We start from the raw sequence: 19,243 nt of genomic DNA, 5'->3' as shown, positions 1-19,243 counted from the left end.
CGGTCGCTCCTGCGCGGGTGGGGAGAATGGGCTTCGGTCGCCTGGTTCCTCGTCCCGGCTCTGGTCCTCTTCCTCGTCTTCGTCCTCGCCCCGATCGTCGTCGCCGTCTTCACCGGCTTCTTCAAATGGGGCGGGATCGGCCCCCTGGACGACTTCGTCGGCTTCGCCAACTACACCAAGCTGTTCGACGACCGGGTCTTCCTCGGCGATCTGGGGCGCGGGCTGTACCTGATCGTCCTGTCGATCACGGTCCAGCTGCCGTTCGCCCTGTTCACCGCGGTCCTGCTCAACCAGAGGCTCCGCGGCCGGGCCGTCTACCGGATGCTGTTCTTCGCGCCGTACATCCTGTCCGAGGTGGTCACGGCGGTCCTCTTCACGATGATCTTCCTGCCCGGCGCCGGCATGGCCGACCATCTCGTCGGCCTCCTGGGCCTGGAGGGGCTGCAGGGCAAGTGGCTCGCCGACCCCTCGACGGTCATGCCGACCCTCTTCGTGGTCATGATCTGGAAGTACTTCGGCTTCCACATGATGCTCTTCCTCGCCGGGCTGCAGGGCATCCCGGCCGAGATCCTCGAGGCCGCCTCCATCGACGGCGCCGGCGCCTGGCAGCGTTTCCGGCACGTGACGCTGCCGCTGCTCGGCCCGACGATCCGGATCAGCGTCTTCCTTTCGATCATCGGGTCCATCCAGCTCTTCGACCTCGTCTGGGTCATGACCGCGGGTGGACCCAACCACTCCTCCGAGACGATGGCGATCGCGATGTTCCAGTTCGGGTTCAAGCGGTATCAGGTCGGCTACGCCAGCGCGATCAGCGTGGTCCTGTTCATGATCAGCCTGGTCTTCTCCCTCTTCTACCAGCGCTACGTGCTCCGCCGTGACCTGAACGGGGCCGTCACCGCAGGAGGCGGCCGATGAACGCCCGCGGGACGGCACGCGGCCTTTCGCTGCACGCCGTGGTCTGGCTGATCGCCGCGTTCGTCGTCGTACCGCTGGTCTACGCGGTGATCTCCGGGTTCAAGAGCACCGGCGAGCTCACGACGAACCCGTTCGGGCTGCCGGAGCAGTGGAAGGCCGGCAACTACACCGGAATTCTCGGCGACGTGACGTTCTGGCGGCAGATGGCCAACAGTGCGGGCATCGCGATCGCGACGACGTTCTGCACGGTGGCGGCCGCCGCGATGGCGGCGTTCGTGCTGGCCCGCTACGCCTTCCGGGGCAGGGAGCTGTTCTACACGCTGTTCACGATCGGGCTGATGTTCCCGTTCGCGGTGGCCGTCCTGCCGCTCTTCCTCATGCTGCGCACCTTCGGTCTGCTCGACAACCCGCTCGGGGTGATCCTCCCGCAGGCGGCCTTCGGGCTCCCCATGACGATCGTCATTCTGCGCGGCTTCTTCCGGACCGTCCCGGCGGAGATCGAGGAGGCCGCCACCATGGACGGCTGCGGCACGTTCCGCTTCTTCTGGAAGATCCTGCTGCCGATGGCGCGTCCGGCGCTCGGCACGGTCTCCGTACTGTCGGTCGTCGCGAGCTGGAACAACTTCTTCCTGCCGCTGCTGGTGTTCAACGACCCGAAATGGCAGACGATCCCGGTCGGCGTCCAGCAGTTCCAGGGCCAGTACTCGACCGACTACGCGCTCGTTCTCGCCTACATCGTGCTCGCCATGGTCCCCGCCCTGGCCTTCTACGCCGTCGCCGAACGCCAGCTGATCGGCGGCCTCACCGCGGGCGCCACCAAGGGCTGACCCGACCCGCGTGACCTCCCCACCCCCGAGGAGATTCCGTGAAACGCCTGACCGCGCTGGCCGCGCTGACCGCCGTCATGATGTCGGCGCTCACACCACAGGCCGCGCCCGAACCCGCGCGACCCCCGGCCGACCGTCCGCGCGCCGGCATCGACTTCCGGGCCGAACTCCAGCCCATCGACGGATTCGGCTTCTCCATGGCCTTCCAGCGGGCCGACCTGCTGCACGGCGCGCGCGGCCTCAGCCCTGCCAAGCGGCGCGAGGTGCTCGACCTGCTGCTCGGCAAGGAGAAGGGCGCCGGCCTGTCGATCCTGCGCCTGGGCATCGGGTCGTCGACCGACCGGGTCTACGACCACATGCCGACGATCCTGCCGACCGATCCCGGCGGGCCGGACGCCACGCCGACGTACGTCTGGGACGGCTGGGACGCCGGCCAGGTCTGGCTCGCCAAGGAGGCCAAGGCGTACGGCGTCGAACGGTTCTTCGCCGACGCCTGGAGCGCACCGGCGTTCATGAAGACCAACGGCAGCGAGAACGACGGCGGCGAGCTCCTGCCCGCGTGGCGTCAGGCCTACGCGAACTACCTCGTCCAGTACGCGAAGTTCTATCAGCGGGAAGGCATCAGGATCACCGACCTGGGGTTCACCAACGAACCGGACTGGACGGCGACGTACGCCTCGATGCGCTTCACCCCGCGGCAGGCCGTCGACTTCCTCAAGGTGCTCGGGCCGACCGTCCGCGCGTCCGGACTGAAGACGGAGCTGGTCTGCTGCGACGCCGCGGGCTGGGACCGCCAGGTCGCGTACACCGAGGCCATCGAGGCGGACCCCGCGGCCGACAGGGCCGTGCGGACCATCACCGGCCACCGCTACAGCGGTCCCACCTCCGTCCCGCAGCCGACCGACAAGCGCGTGTGGATGTCGGAGTGGTCGCCGGACGGCGCCACGTGGAACGAGAACTGGGACGACGGCAGCGGCCACGACGGGTTCACCGTCGCGGCCGACATCCACAACACCCTGACCGTCGGCAACGCCAACGCCTACGTCTACTGGGTCGGCGCGTCCCTCGGCGCCACCCGAGGTCTGATCCGGCTCGCCGACCCCGGTGACGACTACCGGGTGTCCAAGCGGTACTGGGCACTGGCCGCCTTCAGCCGCTTCATCCGCCCCGGTGCCGTCCGCGTTCCGGTCACGAACGCCGACCCGGCACTCCGGATCACGGCCTTCCGCAACACCGACGGCAGCCGCGTCATCGAGATCCTCAACACCGCGACCACCGAGACCTCCGCCGCCTTCACCCTTCGCGGTGGGCGCGACCGGCACCCGGACGCCTACGTCACCGACGAGACCCGCTCCATCACCCCGGCCGCCGTCGTCTCCACGCGCGGTACGACCCTCACGGCCACGCTCGCCCCGCGCGCGCTGACCACGATCGTCCTCGACTGAACCGCCCGGCACCCGAGGAGTCATCCATGTCCCTGTCCCGGCACCTCATCGCCCTGTCCACCACCCTCTGCCTCGCGGCCGGCCTCGCCGCCGCCCCCGCCACCGCCGAGCCCCGTCCGAGGACACTGGGCGAACTGGCCAAGAAGCACCACAAGTACTTCGGCTCCGCCACCGACAACCCCGAGTTCACCGACGCCGCCTATCTGAGGCTCCTCGGCAGCGAGTTCGGGCAGACCACCCCCGGCAACGCCATGAAGTGGTACGCCACCGAACCCGAGCCAGGCGTCTTCGACTTCACCGCCGGCGACGAGGTCGTGGCCTTCGCCAAGGCCCACCACCAGAAGGTCCGCGGCCACACCCTCGTCTGGCACAGCCAGCTCCCCGCCTGGCTCACCGAACGCAGCTGGACCGCCGAAGAGCTGCGCGCCGTCCTCAAGAACCACATCCAGACGGTGGTCCGGCACTACAAGGGCCAGGTGATCCACTGGGACGTCGTCAACGAGGCGTTCAACGAGGACGGAACCTACCGCGAGTCGCTCTTCTACAAGACGCTCGGCCCCGGCTACATCGCCGACGCCCTGCGCTGGGCCCACGAGGCCGACCGGCACGCCAAGCTGTACCTCAACGACTACAACGTCGACGGAATCGGCCCCAAGAGCGACGCCTACCACACCCTGATCAAGCAGCTGAAGGCCGACGGCGTCCCGGTGGAGGGCTTCGGCATCCAGGGCCATCTGGCGCTCCAGTACGGCTTCCCCGCCGACGTCCGGCAGAACATGCAGCGCTTCGCCGACCTCGGGGTCGAGGTCGCGGTCACCGAACTCGACATCCGGATGAACCTCCCGGCGACCCCGGAGAAGCTCGCCACCCAGGCCACCTGGTACGCCGACTACGTCAAGGCATGCCTGGCGGTCAGGAAATGCGTCGGCGTCACCATCTGGGACTACACGGACAGGTACTCGTGGATCCCCTCCGTCTTCCCCGGCGAGGGCGCCGCGCTGCCCTACGACGAGAACCTGATGCCCAAGCCCGCCTACCACGCGATCAGGAAGGTGCTGGGCGGATGATCAGAACGGCGATCGTGGGAACGGGCGGGATCGCGGGCATCTGCCATGCTCCCGCCCTCCGGGCGCAGGCGCACCGGGCCGTGATCGTGGCAGCCGTCGACGTGGACGCCGCGCGCGCCGAGGCGTTCGCGGCCGAACACGGCGTCCCCGCCGTCTACACCGACCTGCACACGATGATCCGTGAGCAGCGGCCGGACCTCGTGCACCTGTGCACACCTCCGTACCTGCACGCCGACCAGGCCGTGGCCTGCCTGGAGGCGGGGGCGTGGGTGTGGTGCGAGAAGCCGGTGGCGCTGTCGCTGGCCGAGCTGGACCGGATCCACGCGGCCGAGGGGCCCGCCCTCGCGGGCGCGGTGTTCCAGCACAGGTACGGCTCGGGGGTCCGCCACCTGCGCGACCGGATCGCCGCCGGGACCCTGGGCCGTCCGCTGGTCGCGCAGTGCGTCACGGCGTGGTACCGCGACGACGCCTACTACGACGTGCCCTGGCGCGGGACCTGGCGGAGCGAGGGCGGGGGACCGACGCTGGGCCACGGCATCCACCAGATGGATCTGATGCTGGACGTGCTCGGCGAATGGGCCGAGGTACGCGCGATGGCCGGCCGCCTGGAGCGCGACGTCCAGACCGAGGACGTGTCCGCGGCCCTGGTCCGGTTCGAGAACGGAGCCATCGCGACGGTCGTCAACAGCGTCCTCTCCCCACGCGAGGAGAGCTACCTGCGGTTCGACCTCGCCGACGCCACGGTCGAACTGCGACACCTGTACGGCTACTCCAACGCGGACTGGACGCTCACCGCCAGGACGCCCCGCGCGACGTGGGAACCCCCGGACGACCTGCCCAGCTCGCACACCGCCCAGCTCGCGGACTTCCTGGACGGCTATGAGGCCGGGATCCGGCCCGATCTCGGCAGGCCCACCATGGAACTGGTCACCGCCCTGTACAAGGCCGCGATCACCGGCCTGCCGGTCCGGCGCGGAGAGATCGACGCGGCCGACCCGTTCTACGGCTCACTCAACGGGGGACGCCCGGAGGTGTTCCGATGACGTTCGAACTCCTCCAGAACGAGGGCTCGCTGACCGTCCGGGCTCGCGGGGTCGACCTCTTCCGCTATGTGCACCGGCCGGTCATGGACCCCTTCGAGGCGCCGAAACCCTACCTGCATCCGGTGCGCACGCTCGCCGGCGACGTGGTCACCGGATACCGGCCGCACGACCACCGCTGGCACAAGGGCGTCCAGTTCACGGCGTCATGGGTGTCAGGACAGAACTTCTGGGGCGGCGGCACCTACCTGCGCGGGAAGGGTTACGTCGACCTGCCGAACCTCGGCACGATGCGCAGCCTCGCCCTGTCCGCCGAAACGGACCACGGCCGCGCCCTGATCACCGAGGACCTGGCCTGGCACACCATGATGGGGGAGCACTGGATCGACGAGCGCCGCACACTGACCGCATGCGACGTCGAGGCCGACTCCTGGACCCTGGAGGTCACCACCGCGCTGACCAACGTCCACGACGTCACGCTGATGTTCGGCAGCCCGGGCACACAGGGCAGAGAGCTCGCGGGATACTCCGGCCTGTTCTGGCGCGGCCCGCGCGACTTCACCGGCGGCGAGGTGATCGGCCCCGCGATGGGAGCGAAGGGCGGCTGGCTGGCCTTCGTCGGCAGGCACGACGAGGTCGACCGGGCCTCCACGCTCCTGTTCCTGGACGATCCGGACGCTCCCGGCCGCTGGTTCGTCCGCAGTGAGCCCATCCCCGCCGTCAACCCGTCCCTGGCGTTCGACGAGGAACTGCCGCTGCCCCCGGGCGACACCCTGTCGCGCCGCTACCGGATCGTCGTGGCCGACGGCGCGTGGACCCCCGAGCGCCTGTCCCGCCACGTCGAGGAACAACCGTGGTGACCCCGCTCCCCGGCGGCGTCGGGATCTCCGAATTGACCGTGTACGACTGGGAGGCCGCCGACGGGTTGTGCGGCGGCACCCCCCACATGCACCTCGTCTGCTCCGAGGCGTACGTCGTCATCGGCGGCGAGGGCAGCGTCCAGACCCTCACCACCTCCGGCTTCTCCGACACGCCGCTGCGCCCGGGCGACGTCGTCTGGTTCACCCCGGGAACGATCCACCGTCTCGTCAACGCCGGCGGCCTGCGCCTCGTGGTGCTCATGCAGAACAGCGGGCTCCCCGAGGCGGGCGACGCCGTCTTCACCTTCCCCGCGCCCGTGCTGGCCGATCCCGACGCCTACCAGGCGGCGGCCGTCCTGACCGGCGACCACGCCGCGGCGGCGCGCCGCCGCCGCGACCTGGCACTCGAAGGCTTCCTGGCCCTGCGCGACGGCGGGCTGCGGGAGTTCCACAGCGCGGCCCAACGCCTGAAGCGCGAGCTGCTGGACGCCTGGTGGATCCGCTGGCGTGACGGCCCGCTGGCGGCGACCCTCGCGACCGGCTGCCAACTGGCAGCGCTGAAGGCCGCGGACCTCTCCCACCTCGATCACGGCGAAGTGCGGCGGCTGGAGCGCCCGGAGGACCCGCTCTTCGGCATGTGCGGCCTGCTCCGGCCCTATCCCGTCCCCGTCCCCGTCCTCCCGACCCGGCTGCCGCGCGGTTCGTCGAAGTCACCTCACCCCCCTGCCCCGAAGGAGCTCTCCTGATGAGATCTCGCCGCCCACCCCTGGTCCTGAGTCTCGTCCTCGCGGTCCTGTCGTCCTTGCTGCTCGGGGCCACTTTCCTCAGTGCCCCGCCCGCCGCCGCGGCCACCGTCGACACCAACGCCTGGTACGTGCTGGTCAACCGCAACAGCGGCAAGGCCCTGGACGTCCACAACCTGGCGACCGGCGACGGCGCCCGCATCACCCAGTGGACCAGGAACGACCAGAACCAGCAGCAGTGGCAGTTCGTCCCCTCCGGCGACGGCTACCACCGCGTCAAGTCCCGCCACTCCGGCAAGGTCCTGGACGTCCACAACCTCTCCACCGCCAACGGCGGCCCCGTCGTCCAGTGGACCGACCTGAACGGCACCAACCAGCAGTGGCGGCTCGCCGACAGCGCGGACGGCCACGTGCGGCTCATCGCCCGCCACAGCGGCAAGGCCCTCGAAGTACAGGGCGCCTCCACCGCCGACGGGGCGAACATCGTCCAGTACGACGACTGGGGCGGCGCCAACCAGCAGTGGCAGCTCGTCAAGGTCGCCGGTGGCACCCCCGGCGCCTGTGCCCTTCCCTCGACGTACCGCTGGTCCTCGACGGGTGCGCTGGCGCAGCCCAAGGCGGGATGGGCCTCGCTCAAGGACTTCACCGTCGCCCCGTACAACGGCAAGCACCTCGTCTACGCGACGACGCACGGCGCCGCGGGAACGGGAGCGGGCTGGGGCTCGATGAACTTCACCCCGTTCACCCACTGGTCGGAGATGGCCTCGGCCGGCCAGAACACGATGTCGCGTTCCGCCGTCGCGCCCACGCTGTTCTACTTCGCGCCGAAGAGCGTATGGGTGCTCGCCTACCAGTGGGGCAGGACCGCCTTCTCCTACCGGACGTCGACCGACCCCACCAACCCGAACGGCTGGTCGGCGGAGCAGGAGCTCTTCTCCGGAACCATCGCCGACTCGGGAACGGGCCCGATCGACCAGACGCTCATCGGTGACGGCACGAACATGTACCTGTTCTTCGCCGGCGACAACGGCAAGATCTACCGGGCGAGCATGCCGATCGGGAACTTCCCCGGCAGTTTCGGCACGACCTCGACGGTGGTCATGAGCGACACGACGAACAACCTCTTCGAAGCCCCGCAGGTCTACAAGCTCCAGGGCCAGGACCGCTACCTCATGATCGTCGAGGCGATCGGTGCGCAGGGCCGGTACTTCCGCTCGTTCACGGCCACCAGTTTGAACGGGTCCTGGACACCCCAGGCCGCGACCGAGAGCAACCCCTTCGCCGGCAAGGCCAACAGCGGCGCCACCTGGACCAACGACATCAGCCACGGTGAGCTGATCCGCACCGGCGCCGACCAGACCTTCACGGTCGATCCCTGCAACCTGCGGTTCCTCTACCAGGGACGCGCTCCCGACTCCGGGGGCGACTACGGGCAGTGGCCCTACCGGCCGGGTCTGCTGACACTGCAGCGCTGACGGCGTGGCACCGCTCCGGCTCCGGTGCGGAGCCGGAGCGGCGGGCTCGGCGGACGGCCGACCCCACCACGGCCCGCGACCTCTCCACCGGAGGGGTCGGGTGGGCACGCCGGACGCGGGAGTCGTCCGGATCTGCCCATCGACCTCACCCCCTGCCCGCGGCCCACGTCGGTGCCCCCTGGTGGGGCGCGTCCCGGCCCTGGGAGCATCTCGTGTGGTTTCCCCACCGCCGCCGAGCGGGCCCCGGCTCAACCGGGTGGCCGGCCTCCCGGCCGGGGAGTTCCCTCGCCGTCCACCTGACGCACTGGCAGATCCACCCGGTCTTGACGGCCTCTCGCAGCACCTGGCGTTCCTCGTCTCGCCCGTCTTCGGCACCGCCTACGCGTCGGCGGTGGCCCGGCTGACCCGGCGGCCGCGCCGGACGGGTCCCTTCCTCCGGCGCGGAACGACGCCGGGGCCGGGCCCGGCGTCACGCCGGCGACCCGGTGTCCCCCCGCCCCGTGACGTAGGCGTAGGCCGCGGCCGGGTCGAAGGCGTCCTGGCCGGCGGGGAAGAGCAGGCCCGCCCGCAGGAACGCCGGGTCGTCGGCCGTCGCCGGTACGTACGGCACGGCGACGCACCGCATGCCCGCGGCGTGCGCGGCGGCCGCGCCCGGCGGGGCGTCCTCCACGACGACGCAGTCGGCCGGGTCGGCGCCCAGTCGGCGGGCGGCCTCCAGGAAGACGTCGGGCTCAGGCTTGCCGCGCGGGACCTCCTCGGCCGAGACGAGCACGGGGAAGTACCCGGCGAGGCCCGTACCGGCCAGCACGGCGCCGATCGCCGTCCGGGAGGAGCCGGACGCGACCGCCATCGGCACCCCCTCGGCGTGCAGCCGCTCCACGAACCGCCGCATGCCGGGGAAGGCCCGGGTCCCCGCCCGCGCCAGGTCCAGGTAGTGGCCGTTCTTGGAGGCGAGGAGCTCTTCCAGCGGCGCGGCGATCGCGTACTGGGCCCGCAGCACCGCCAGGGTCTCGCGCGTCCCGATGCCGATGAAGTCCGTGTGGCGCTCCCAGTCGAAGTCCGTCACGCCGTGCCGCGCCAGCGTCCTGCGCCCGGCCTCGAAGTAGTTCGGTTCGCTGTCGACGAGCGTGCCGTCGAGGTCGAAGAGGACGGCGGTCACCGGGCCCGCCCGCCCGCCGCGCGGGTCGCATCGGAGGCCCGGCCCACCGCCTCCACCAGCGGCAGCAGCCGGAACGGCACGCGTTCGCGCAGCGCCACCTCGGTCCGCGTCCGCACCACGCCCGGCAGCTGGATCAGGCGTTGGATGACGTCCTCCAGATGGCCGTTGTCCCGGGCCACCACTCGGGTCAGCAGGTCCCCGCCGCCGGTGATGGAGAACGCCTCGACGATCTCCGGTACGGCGGCGAGCGCGTCGCCCACCTCCTCCAGGTGGCCCTGCGTCACCTCGACGTGGACGAAGGCGAGCACCGGGTGGCCGAGCGCGGCGGGGGAGAGGAAGGGCCCCGTGCCGGTGATCACGCCCTCCCGCTCCAGGCGGTCGAGCCGGGCCTGCAGGGTGCCGCGCGCGATGCCGAGGATCCGCGCGTACTCCCGCACGCTGGTGCGCGGCTGCTCGATCAGCAGCCGGAGGATCCGCGTGTCCAGTTCGTCGACCGGCATGGTCCCTCACCCTCCTCGCGGCCGGAGGCCCTGACCTCGACTGTACCAACGGCCCACCGGCACCCCCTCCGGCCGTGCCAGGGGGCGGGGGCGGGGGCGGGCGGCGACCGGTGCGGGACCGGCGGGCGAGAGCCGCGGTACGTACGTCCGGGCCACCCGACCGCCCGGACCGCCCGCCACCCGGAGCGCCCGGCCGCCCGGAGGGGGATCACCGCCCGCCGCCCGTCCTGCCCGCCGCCCGCCGCCCGGAGCGCCCGGCCGCCCGGAGGGGGATCACCGCCCGCCGCCCGTCCTGCCCGCCGCCCGCCCGACCGGAACCGCCTGCCGCCCGGAGCGGGATCACCTCCCGCCGCCCGGCCGCCCGGAACCGCCCGCCGCCCGGACCGCCCCGACCGCCGCCCTACCGCCCGGGACGCACCGTCGCGCGGCCCCTCCGACCACGCCCACCCGCCACCCCGCAGCGGCTGCAGGATCGTTTCTCCAGCCATGGCCGACGAGTTGGCCGAAACTCGCCACAACCCCGGTCGGGAGGGTCCCGCACACCCTGTGACCACGGTGTCGCTCCTCCGGCTGACGCGCGGGAGGTGACCGTGTGTCGCACCGGAGCACCGTCAGCGTGACGAGTACCGTTGACGGCCCATGAGCTGCGGCGTATCACTTTCGGCTAGTGCCGTAACTCTCTCCTTCCGGGAGGTGTTCCGTCTGTGGCGACGCGACGCGCGTTCCTCGCCGGCTCGACCGCAGTTATCTCCGCCACCCTCCTGCCCCCCTCTCCCGAAGCACACGCCGAGGCCGGGAGCCACTTCATGCGTGATCCCCAGCTGATCGGAGTTCCGCTCTCCGACGTCCTGCTGCTCGGCGGCACCGTCGCCCCCGGCCCGACCGGGAAGCAGGCCCTCTGGAGCGCCTCGACGGGCAAACCCGCCCGTCTCAACGCCCTCGACCCCACCACCGGTGACCTCCTCGTCAGTGCCCCGCTGACCGGCGGTGACGGCGCCTGGTCGGTGACCGAAGCGCCCAGTGGCGTGTACGCGGGCACCTACGGGAACGCCCACCTGTACCGCTGGTCGCCGGAGTCCGGCGAGGTCGCCGAGGACCTGGGCCTCCCGGCGCCGGGGCAGACGTTCATCTGGGCCCTCGCCACCGACGCCGCCGGCAAGGTCTGGGGCGGTACGTTCCCCGGCGGCAAGGTGTTCCGCTTCGACCCCGCCACCCGCGCCTTCACCGACTTCGGCCAGGCCGTCCCGGGCCAGACGTACGTCCGCAGCATCGCCTGCTCCGGCGGGAAGGTGTACAGCGGCTCGTACGCCGCGGCGCACATCGCCGAGCTCGACCCGGCGACCGGCGCCTTCACCCAGCTGCCCACGCCGCCCGGCCTCGACACGATCAGCGGCAAGCCCGTCTACGACCTCGACGCCTACGACGGCCGGCTCTACGCGCGCATCGGCTCCGACGCGCCGAACCCCCTGTACGTCTTCGACCTCGCGGCCCGCACCTGGTCGGCGCCCATCCCGGAGGTCCACGGCCTGAGCGTCTGCCCGCCGGGCGAGGACGGCGCCGTCTACTTCATCCAGCGCGGCGAGCTGCGCCGCTACGACCCGGCCACGGGCGCGAACACCGGCACCGGGCTGCACTTCACCGGCAAGGTGCAGAACGCGCGCTCGTTCGGCTGGGCCGAGCTCGGCCTGGCCGACTACCCCGGCCGGAGCGTCGTCGGCACCCTGTGGCGGGGCGACATGTTCCGCTACAACCCCACCACCGGCGCCCACGCCATCCTCGGGACGAAGGTCCGCAAGGAGCCGATCGACATCCAGGCCCTGGAGGCCGGCGGCCGCCGCACCCTCTACGCGGGCGGCTTCCTCAACGGAGGCTTCGCCGCCGTCGACACCCGGACCGGCGCGCCCTCCTTCCACCGCTTCGGCCAGATCGAGGCCATCCTGCGCGACGCGGAGGGGACGGTGTGGATCGGGCAGTACCCCGACGCACGGCTCTTCCGCTACCGCCCCGACAAGCCGTGGAACAGCCCCGAGTACTCGCCGGAGGGCCCGCCCGGGACGCCGCCGAACCCCGAGGTCGTCGTCACCCTGAAGCCGGAGCTCCAGTCGCGGGCCCGCTGCCTCGCCGACGTCGGCCAGAAGGTCGCGGTGGGCACCGTCCCCGACGGCAACCGCCTCGGCGGCGGACTCGCCCTGTACGACAAGGCCACCGGTGACTGGACGTTCACCCGCAACGTCGTGCGCGACATGTCCATCATCAGCCTCGCGGCCGAGTACGGCGTGGTCTACGGCGGCGCGTCCATCTTCGGCGGCCTGGGCACCACCCCGCCGACGCGGACCGCCGGGGCGGCCTTCGCCTGGCACGTCGAGCGGGGCGAGAAGCTCTGGGAGCGGGAGCTCGTACAGGGGATAGGAGCCGTGAGCGCGGTCGCCGTGGCCGGGGGCGCGGTGTGGGCGCTCACCGGCCACTCGCTCTTCGCCCTGCACCCCGGGACGGGGGAGGTCGTCCGCCGCCTGGAGCTCGGCACCCGCAACAACGACGGCTCGATAGTCATCAGCCGCCGCAAGCTGTACGTCTCCGTCGACGGCGCGCTGATCTTCCGGGTCGACCCGCTGTTCCCCAACCGCGACCCGCAGCTGCTGGTCAACTTCCCGCACCGCCGACTCGCCGCCCACGAAGGATTCCTGTACTTCAGCCGAGGACCCGAGCTGTACACGGTCGACGTGCGCCGATGAGCCCGCGAGCCCATTGACAGCCCGAATTGGCCCGGTTACTTTCGGCCCAGACCGAAAGTGACCGGGCTCGCGTGCCCACCCCAGGCCCAGCGGAGGCCCCACATGACCAGACGCCCCAAGCGCGCCACCACCCCGCTCGCCCTCGTCGCGGCGGTGTCACTGCTGGCCGGGTGCGGCAGCGGCGACGACGGTTCCGGAGCGAAGGACGTCACCGTCTGGATGTACCCCGTGATCGCGGACCCGAAGGCCAACTCCGCCTACTGGGCGCAGGTCGAGAAGGACTTCGAGGCGGCGACGCCCGGCACCACCGTCACCATCGAGGAACAGCCCTGGGAGAACCGCGACGAGAAGCTCGCCACCGCCTTCGGCAGCGGCAAGGGCCCCGACGTCGTGCTCCTCAACCCCGACCAGGTCCCCCAGTACGTCGCCAACGGCGCCCTCCGCCCGGTCGATCCGGCCGTCGCGTCCGTCAAGCAGGAGTTCCTCCCCAACGCCCTCACCGCCCTCTCCCACGACGGCAAGCTGTTCGCGGTGCCCATCTACCACACCGTCACCAGCACGCTCTACAACAAGCGGCTGCTGGAGCGCGCGGGCATCACCAAGCCCCCCGCCACCTGGGACGAGATCAAGGCCGCGGCCCCCAAGCTGAAGCGGGCCGGTATGGCGACGCTCGACTACTCGGCGAGCAACGAGGCGACGCTCAACCTCAACTTCTACCCGCTGCTGTGGCAGGCCGGCGGGAAGGTCTTCTCCAAGGACGGCCGGAAGGCGGCCTTCAACGGCCCCGAGGGCGTCGCCGCCCTCACCTTCCTCACGGACCTCTACGAGGAGGGGGCCGTGCCCAAGTCGGCGCTCACCAACACCAACATCTTCGCCGACCACCCGCTCGGCAAGCAGCAGGTGGCCATGGGCTTCACCAACACCCTCGCCGACGCCGAACTGGCCGCCACGACCTGGGGCCCCGGGAACGTCGTCGTCGGCAAGCCGCTGAGCAACGTGAAGCAGGTCGGCTTCGGCGTCCCCGGCGGCCTCGGCGTCAACGCCCGCTCCGACAACGTGGCGGGCGCCGAGAAGTTCCTCGCCTTCATGGCGCAGCCCGAGCAGATCCAGAGCCTCGGCAAGGCGAGCGGCTTCCTCTCCCCGCGCACGGACGTCACGGTCCCGAGCGACGCCCCGCACGCCAAGGAGTTCCAGGAGGCGCTGCCGTTCGCCTATCCCGGCGAGCCCAGCCCCGTCGCCCGCCAGCTGATGTCGCTGATCGCCCCGGAGATCCAGGCCGCCCTCACCGGTCGCAAGAGTCCGAAGGAGGCCCTGGACGCCGCAGCCGGCCAGGCCGACGACCTGCTGGCGCGGCAGCGTTGACGGCGAGCACGACCGGCGAGCTGGCCGCGCCGACACCGGAGCCCGTCGCCGTACCCGACCCGCCCCGCCCGGCAGGCCGGCCGCCGAGGCCGGTGCGCCGGCGCGAGGCGCGCGTCGGTCTGCTGTTCGTGGCGCCGATGCTGCTGCTGTTCCTCGTCTTCCGGTTCGGCCCCACCCTCGGCGCGGCCTTCCTCTCCCTGACCGACTACCGGCTCAGCGGCGACTGGCGGTTCATCGGCGTCGAGAACTACGCCCGCCTCCTGGAGGACGACCTCTTCTGGGCCAGCCTCGGCGTCACCGCCCTGTACACCCTGGTCTTCGTGCCGCTGACGGTGTGCCTCTCCCTCGGCACCGCCCTGCTCCTACACCGCGCCGTCTGGCTGCGCGGCTTCTTCCGCGGGGTGTTCTTCCTGCCGTACGTCACGAGCATCGTGCTGGCCGCCGTGATCTGGAAGTGGATCTACGACGTGGAGGACGGCCTGCTCAACGCCGCCCTCGGCGTCCTGTCCCTCGGCCCCTTCGACTTCCTCGGCGACGAGCGGCTGGTGCTGCCGGCCATCGCCGTCACGTCCGCGTGGAAGGGCTTCGGCTACTCGATGCTCATCCTCCTCGCCGGGCTCCAGTCCATCCCGCGCGAGGTCACCGAGGCCGCCGTCATCGACGGAGCCACCGGTTGGCAGCGGCTGCGCTGGGTGACGCTGCCGCTGCTGCGCCCCGTGCTCTTCTTCGTCCTCGTCATCGAGGCGATCGGGGCGTTCCAGGTGTTCGACGCGATGTACGTGATGACGGCCGGCGGACCGGTGCGCGCCAGCTACTCCCTCGTCTACCTGCTGTACGACACCGGCTTCAAGTTCTTCGACTTCGGCTACGCGAGCGCGCTGGGACTGGTCCTCTTCCTGGTGGTCCTGGTGTTCTCCCTGATCCAGCGCCGGCTGATCGGACGGGACGACTGATGGCGAGACTGCGACTGCCGGCCCTGCTGGTCCTGGTGGCGCTGGTGACGATGACGCCGTTCGTGGTGATGGTGCTGGTCGCCTTCGCCCCCGCGGGCGGCCGCACCCTGCCGGGCGCCTTCGACCTGACCCGCGCCACCTGGGAGAACTTCTCCGCGGTGCTCTCCGGCGCCGACATCACCCGCTGGGCCGTCAACTCCCTGGTGTACTCGCTGGTGTCGGTGGTCCTGATCCTGCTCTTCTCATCGATGGCCGGCTACGCCTTCGCCAAGAAGCGCTTCCCCGGCCGCGAGCTGCTCTTCTGGTCGTTCCTCGCGACGCTGATGGTGCCGTTCCAGGCCACGCTCATCCCGTACTTCGTCCTCGTCTCGCGGCTCGGCGGCGTCGACACGTACTGGGGCCTGATCGTGCCGACCCTCGCCAACTCGCAGGCGGTCTTCCTGATGCGCCAGTTCATCCGGCAGCTGCCCGACGAGCTGTTCGAGGCCGCGAAGATCGACGGCGCGTCCGAGTGGCGGATCTACACGACGGTCGTGATCCCGCTGATCACCCCGGTCCTGGCCACGCTCGGCGTCTTCGTCTTCCTGTGGCACTGGAACGACTTCCTGTGGCCGCTCGTCATCGGTCAGTCCTCGCACATGCGCACGCTCACCGTCGGCCTGGCGACGCTGGAGGGCGAGAACGTCGCGGTCAACCAGATCATGGCCGGGGCGACCATCACCGTCCTGCCGTGCCTGCTGGTCTTCGGGCTCCTCCAGCGCTACCTGACCGACTCGATCGCGACGACCGGCCTCAAGTCCTGACGGTCACGCCGGGCGCAGCCCGGGCAGGACGTCCGTGCCGTACGCCTCGATCGCCCGCAGCGCGTCGGCCTGCGGCATGCCCGGCGGCTGGACGCGCAGCACCACGCCGTCCGCGCCCATCGCGGCGTAGTGGCCCAGCCGGTCCGCGCACTCCTCCGGCGAACCGATCACCGACCGGGCCGCGATGTCGTCCCACTCCTGCGCGTACCGCGCCGCGTCCGCCGACGTGCGCTTCCAGTCGCCGTACGCGTCGTACAGCGAGCGCAGCGGGTCCTCCAGGGCCGCTCGCGCCAGCCGGGTCGTGGGGGCGCAGTAGCCCTCGCGGCAGACGATGACCTCCGCCCCCAGGCTCGCGGCGCCCCGCGGGTACGCGAGGTACTCGGCGATCTTCTCCGGCAGTTCGGCGTCCAGCTCGTTGAACGACGTCGTCCAGCCGTCGCACATCCGCGCCGTGCGCTCCAGGGACGCCGAGACCCGGCCGCCGTTCCAGATCCGCGGCCGCGGGCTCTGCACCGGCCGGGGCGCGAGGAACGCCCCGTCCAGGGAGGTGAAGCGGCCCTCGTGGCTCACCTCGTCCTCGGTCCACAGCCGCGTCAGCAGCTCCAGGCACTCCTCGAACCGCGGCACCCGCTCCCGCGGCGCCGTGCCGTACAGGGCGAACTCCTCCGGCCGGTACCCGAGCACGAAACCCGCCGTCAGGCGCCCGCCCGAGAGCACGTCGACGTGGGCGAGCGTCTCCGCCAGCCACACCGGGTGGTAGACGGGGGCGATCAGCCCGGCCGTGGCGAGGCCGATCCGCTCGGTGTGCGCCGCCAGGTAGGCCAGCGTCGTGACCGCCTCGTGGTAGCCGGGGCGGTGCAGGTGCCGCTCGCCGAGCACCACCCAGGAGAACCCGGCCTGCTCGGCCAGCCGCACCTGCTCCACGGCGTCGGCGAGCCGCGGCCGGTCGGTCTTGTCGGCGTACAGGTTGACGTAGAGACCGAGGCGCATGGCACCGGTTCCTTCCTTTACGGTCCGGGCCGTAAAGGCTAGCGTGAACGCGCACCGTGGCGACAGACCGTCAGACAAGGGGCCGCTCATGTCCGCGACCGAGGAACTCACCGCCCGGCTGCGGGGCACCGTCCTGCCCGCGGTCCTCACCCCGATGGACACCGCCGGGAGCGTCGACCTGCGCGCGCTGCGCCGTTACGCCGAACGGATCGCCGCCGAGCGGGTCGGCGGCGTCGCCGTCTGGGCGCACACCGGGCGAGGGCTGTACCTCGCCCCCACCGACCGGCGCCACGTCATGACGGTGTGGCGCGACGTCCTGGACGTGCCGGTCGTCGCGGGCGCGGGCGTGCCCCGGTCGGAGCGCGCGGCCACCCTGCCGACCGCCGAGGACGCCACGGTGGCCATGGCGGTGGAGGCGGCCGGCCTGGGCGCCGACGCCGTGATGGTGTACCCGATGGCCCGCTACGACGGGCTGCCCGACGGGGTGGATCGCGCCGTGGCGCTGCACGAGCGGGTCGCCGCGGAGAGCGGCCTGCCCGTGCTCGGCTTCTTCCTCCACGCCGGCGCCGGCGGCTACGCGTACCCGCCGGAACTGGTCCGGCGCCTGCTCGCGCTGCCCTCCACGACCGGCATCAAGATCGCCACGCTGGACCGGGCCGTGGACTGCCAGGACGCCGTCCGCGCGGCGCAGGGGAGCGGACGGCTGGTCGTGACCGGCGAGGACCGCATGTTCGGCCCGTCCCTGATGTGGGGCGCGGACACGGCCCTCGTCGGCATCGCCGCCGCGCGGGTGGGGCTCACCGCGGCCGTCCTCGACGCGTGGTCGGCCGGTGACGCGGGTGCGTTCCTGCGCGCGTCGGACCGGCTCGACCGGTTCGCCGAGGCGACGTTCCTCGCCCCCATCGAGGGGTACGTACGGCGGATGATGTGGGCGGCCGTGTGGGAGGGGATCATCCCGGAGGAGGCGGCGCACGACCCGTACGGGCCGCCGCTCCCGGACGCCGAGCGGCACGCCGTCGTCGCCTGCCTGGAAGCGCTCGCCACGGCGGACGAGGGTGCCGCGGTCTGATCGGGGGGTGTCCGGCGCGCCGGGTCCGGGCGCCGTGCGTGCCCGCGTGCGGCAGGGGCGCCGGGCGGGTGGCGCCGGGCACCGGCGGGTCGTGTGCCGTCCGTCCCGCCGGACGCCCCCGCGCCGGCGCTCACACGGGCGCGGCCCCGTGGTGCAGCGCGTGCACCCGGTGCAGGGCGCGGGCGATCCGGTCCACGTGTGCCTCCGTGTACCCCTCGGTCCACGGCAGCGCCAGCAGCGTCCGGTCGATCAGCTCCTCGGCGCGCGGACACAGCCCCCGCTCGCCACCGGGCACGGCCGGATTCGCGTACAACGGGCGCTCCAGGTAGCCGGGCAGGGCCGGCACGCCCTCGTCGCCCAGGGCCTCGGCCCAGCGGGCGTTGTCCTCGACCAGCAGCGGGACCATCCACCACGCGTGCCCCGCCGGCCGGCCGGCGAGGGCCACCCCCTCCAGCCCGTCGAGCGCCGCGACCAGCCGGCCGGCGCTCTCGCGGCGCGCCCGGACGACGTCGGCCACCTTGGCGAGCTGCGCCCGCCCCACGGCCGCGACCAGCTCCGGCATGCGGTAGTTGAGCCCCGTCTCCCGGTGGACGCGGCCCTCGGAGCGGTCCCAGCCCTTGTCCATGAACAGCCGCATCCGGCGGGCGAGCCCCGGGTCGTCCGCCGTCACCAGACCGCCGTCGCCGGTGGTGATGTGCTTGAACTGCTGCAGGCTGAAGCAGGCGACGTCGCCGACGGTGCCGAGCAGCCGCCCCGCGCCGTCCTCCGCCAGCCACGCCTGCGCGCAGTCCTCCACCAGTGGCAGGCCGTGCCGGTCGCAGACCTCCCGCAACCGCCGGACGTCCGCGGCGCCGCCGAAGAGGTGGACGGCGACGACCGCCTTGGTGCGCGGCGTGATCGCCGCCCGGACCGCGTCCGGGTCGAGGTTGCCGTCCCCCGCGAGCACGTCCGCGAAGACCGGACGGGCCCCCAGCGCGAGGACGGGGGCGACCGTGCCGAAGTCGGAGATGGGCGTCGTCACCACCTCGTCGCCCGGTCCCACCCCGCACGCCACCATCGCCAGGTGCAGGGCCGCCGTGCCGGAGGAGCACGCCACGGCGTGGGAACGCCCGTACAGCCGGGCCATCTCCGCCTCCAGCGACCTCGCCTCCTGACCGAACGCGCTGCACAGCACCCCGGAGTCCAGGACCCGCAGCACCGCCTCCCGCTCCTCGGCGCCGATGGTCCTGCCGCGCGGGTCGAGCACCGTGGGCAAGGGGATTTCCCGTTCGGGCATCGGGTCACTATCCTTCCGCCAGAGACG

17 protein-coding genes are annotated in these 19,243 nt (G+C 72.0%); 13 read left to right on the top strand and 4 right to left on the bottom strand.

What is annotated here, in order from left to right; all coding sequences use genetic code 11:
- The first annotated feature begins 9 nt into the window (after positions 1-9).
- The 8 genes from NRO40_RS03080 to NRO40_RS03045 are packed head-to-tail and all read left to right on the top strand — an operon-like array spanning position 10 to position 8,372.
- Complete coding sequence (locus NRO40_RS03080; protein WP_232791269.1) at positions 10-915, top strand: carbohydrate ABC transporter permease; 906 nt, start codon at positions 10-12, stop codon at positions 913-915.
- Positions 912-1,742, top strand: coding sequence for a carbohydrate ABC transporter permease (locus NRO40_RS03075; protein WP_257375322.1), 831 nt, complete (start codon positions 912-914; stop codon positions 1,740-1,742). The genes NRO40_RS03080 and NRO40_RS03075 overlap by 4 nt, the downstream gene beginning before the upstream one ends.
- Positions 1,743-1,780: 38 nt before the next feature.
- Positions 1,781-3,187 carry a glycoside hydrolase family 30 protein gene (locus tag NRO40_RS03070; protein WP_232790934.1) on the top strand — a complete coding sequence of 469 codons (1,407 nt, stop codon included), beginning with the start codon at positions 1,781-1,783 and terminating at the stop codon, positions 3,185-3,187.
- A 26-nt stretch (positions 3,188-3,213) separates the two neighbouring features.
- Entirely contained in the window at positions 3,214-4,254 is a 1,041-nt protein-coding gene (locus NRO40_RS03065; protein WP_058940407.1) for an endo-1,4-beta-xylanase, read from the top strand.
- Positions 4,251-5,297 carry a Gfo/Idh/MocA family protein gene (locus NRO40_RS03060; protein ID WP_058940406.1) on the top strand — a complete coding sequence of 349 codons (1,047 nt, stop codon included), beginning with the start codon at positions 4,251-4,253 and terminating at the stop codon, positions 5,295-5,297. The genes NRO40_RS03065 and NRO40_RS03060 overlap by 4 nt, the downstream gene beginning before the upstream one ends.
- Entirely contained in the window at positions 5,294-6,154 is an 861-nt protein-coding gene (locus NRO40_RS03055) for a DUF6807 domain-containing protein (protein WP_058940405.1), read from the top strand. The genes NRO40_RS03060 and NRO40_RS03055 overlap by 4 nt, the downstream gene beginning before the upstream one ends.
- On the top strand, positions 6,151-6,900 hold the full coding sequence (locus NRO40_RS03050) for a cupin domain-containing protein (RefSeq protein WP_058940424.1): 750 nt from the start codon (positions 6,151-6,153) through the stop codon (positions 6,898-6,900). The genes NRO40_RS03055 and NRO40_RS03050 overlap by 4 nt, the downstream gene beginning before the upstream one ends.
- Positions 6,900-8,372: a non-reducing end alpha-L-arabinofuranosidase family hydrolase gene (locus NRO40_RS03045; protein WP_058940404.1), complete on the top strand. Its 1,473-nt coding sequence runs from the start codon at positions 6,900-6,902 to the stop codon at positions 8,370-8,372. Before NRO40_RS03050 ends, NRO40_RS03045 begins: the two co-directional genes overlap by 1 nt.
- 469 nt (positions 8,373-8,841) lie before the next feature.
- On the opposite strand, the gene NRO40_RS03040 is transcribed toward NRO40_RS03045, so the two are convergent.
- On the bottom strand, positions 8,842-9,531 hold the full coding sequence (locus tag NRO40_RS03040; protein ID WP_058940403.1) for an HAD family hydrolase: 690 nt from the start codon (positions 9,529-9,531) through the stop codon (positions 8,842-8,844).
- Positions 9,528-10,031: an Lrp/AsnC family transcriptional regulator gene (locus NRO40_RS03035; RefSeq protein ID WP_058940402.1), complete on the bottom strand. Its 504-nt coding sequence runs from the start codon at positions 10,029-10,031 to the stop codon at positions 9,528-9,530. The genes NRO40_RS03040 and NRO40_RS03035 overlap by 4 nt, the downstream gene beginning before the upstream one ends.
- A gap of 704 nt (positions 10,032-10,735) precedes the next feature.
- Between NRO40_RS03035 and NRO40_RS03030 the strand changes: the two genes are divergently transcribed.
- The 4 genes from NRO40_RS03030 to NRO40_RS03015 all read left to right on the top strand — a co-directional run bounded on the left by NRO40_RS03030 (position 10,736) and on the right by NRO40_RS03015 (position 15,881).
- Positions 10,736-12,763, top strand: a complete 2,028-nt coding sequence (locus tag NRO40_RS03030) for a ligand-binding sensor domain-containing protein (RefSeq protein WP_058940401.1) — start codon at positions 10,736-10,738, stop codon at positions 12,761-12,763.
- A 102-nt stretch (positions 12,764-12,865) separates the two neighbouring features.
- Positions 12,866-14,125, top strand: a complete 1,260-nt coding sequence (locus tag NRO40_RS03025; RefSeq protein ID WP_058940400.1) for an ABC transporter substrate-binding protein — start codon at positions 12,866-12,868, stop codon at positions 14,123-14,125.
- Positions 14,122-15,078, top strand: coding sequence for a carbohydrate ABC transporter permease (locus tag NRO40_RS03020; protein ID WP_058940399.1), 957 nt, complete (start codon positions 14,122-14,124; stop codon positions 15,076-15,078). The genes NRO40_RS03025 and NRO40_RS03020 overlap by 4 nt, the downstream gene beginning before the upstream one ends.
- Positions 15,078-15,881, top strand: coding sequence for a carbohydrate ABC transporter permease (locus NRO40_RS03015; protein ID WP_058940398.1), 804 nt, complete (start codon positions 15,078-15,080; stop codon positions 15,879-15,881). The genes NRO40_RS03020 and NRO40_RS03015 overlap by 1 nt, the downstream gene beginning before the upstream one ends.
- A gap of 3 nt (positions 15,882-15,884) precedes the next feature.
- Here NRO40_RS03015 and NRO40_RS03010 read toward each other — a convergent pair whose 3' ends face one another.
- Positions 15,885-16,871 (bottom strand): LLM class flavin-dependent oxidoreductase, encoded by a 987-nt coding sequence (locus NRO40_RS03010; protein WP_058940397.1) that lies wholly within the window; start codon positions 16,869-16,871, stop codon positions 15,885-15,887.
- Positions 16,872-16,959: 88 nt separating this feature from the next.
- Here NRO40_RS03010 and NRO40_RS03005 point away from each other — a divergent pair, with 88 nt between their 5' ends.
- Positions 16,960-17,940 carry a dihydrodipicolinate synthase family protein gene (locus NRO40_RS03005; protein WP_058940396.1) on the top strand — a complete coding sequence of 327 codons (981 nt, stop codon included), beginning with the start codon at positions 16,960-16,962 and terminating at the stop codon, positions 17,938-17,940.
- Between the two features lie 130 nt (positions 17,941-18,070).
- Here NRO40_RS03005 and NRO40_RS03000 read toward each other — a convergent pair whose 3' ends face one another.
- A complete protein-coding gene (locus NRO40_RS03000; RefSeq protein ID WP_198549248.1) occupies positions 18,071-19,216 on the bottom strand; it encodes a DegT/DnrJ/EryC1/StrS family aminotransferase in 1,146 nt (381 codons plus the stop codon).
- Positions 19,217-19,243 lie beyond the last annotated feature (27 nt).

This window comes from Streptomyces changanensis, from assembly GCF_024600715.1.
Lineage (GTDB): Bacteria > Actinomycetota > Actinomycetes > Streptomycetales > Streptomycetaceae > Streptomyces > Streptomyces changanensis.
The sequence above is the reverse complement of the archived record's forward strand: the minus strand, read 5'-3'. Positions and strand labels throughout refer to the sequence as shown.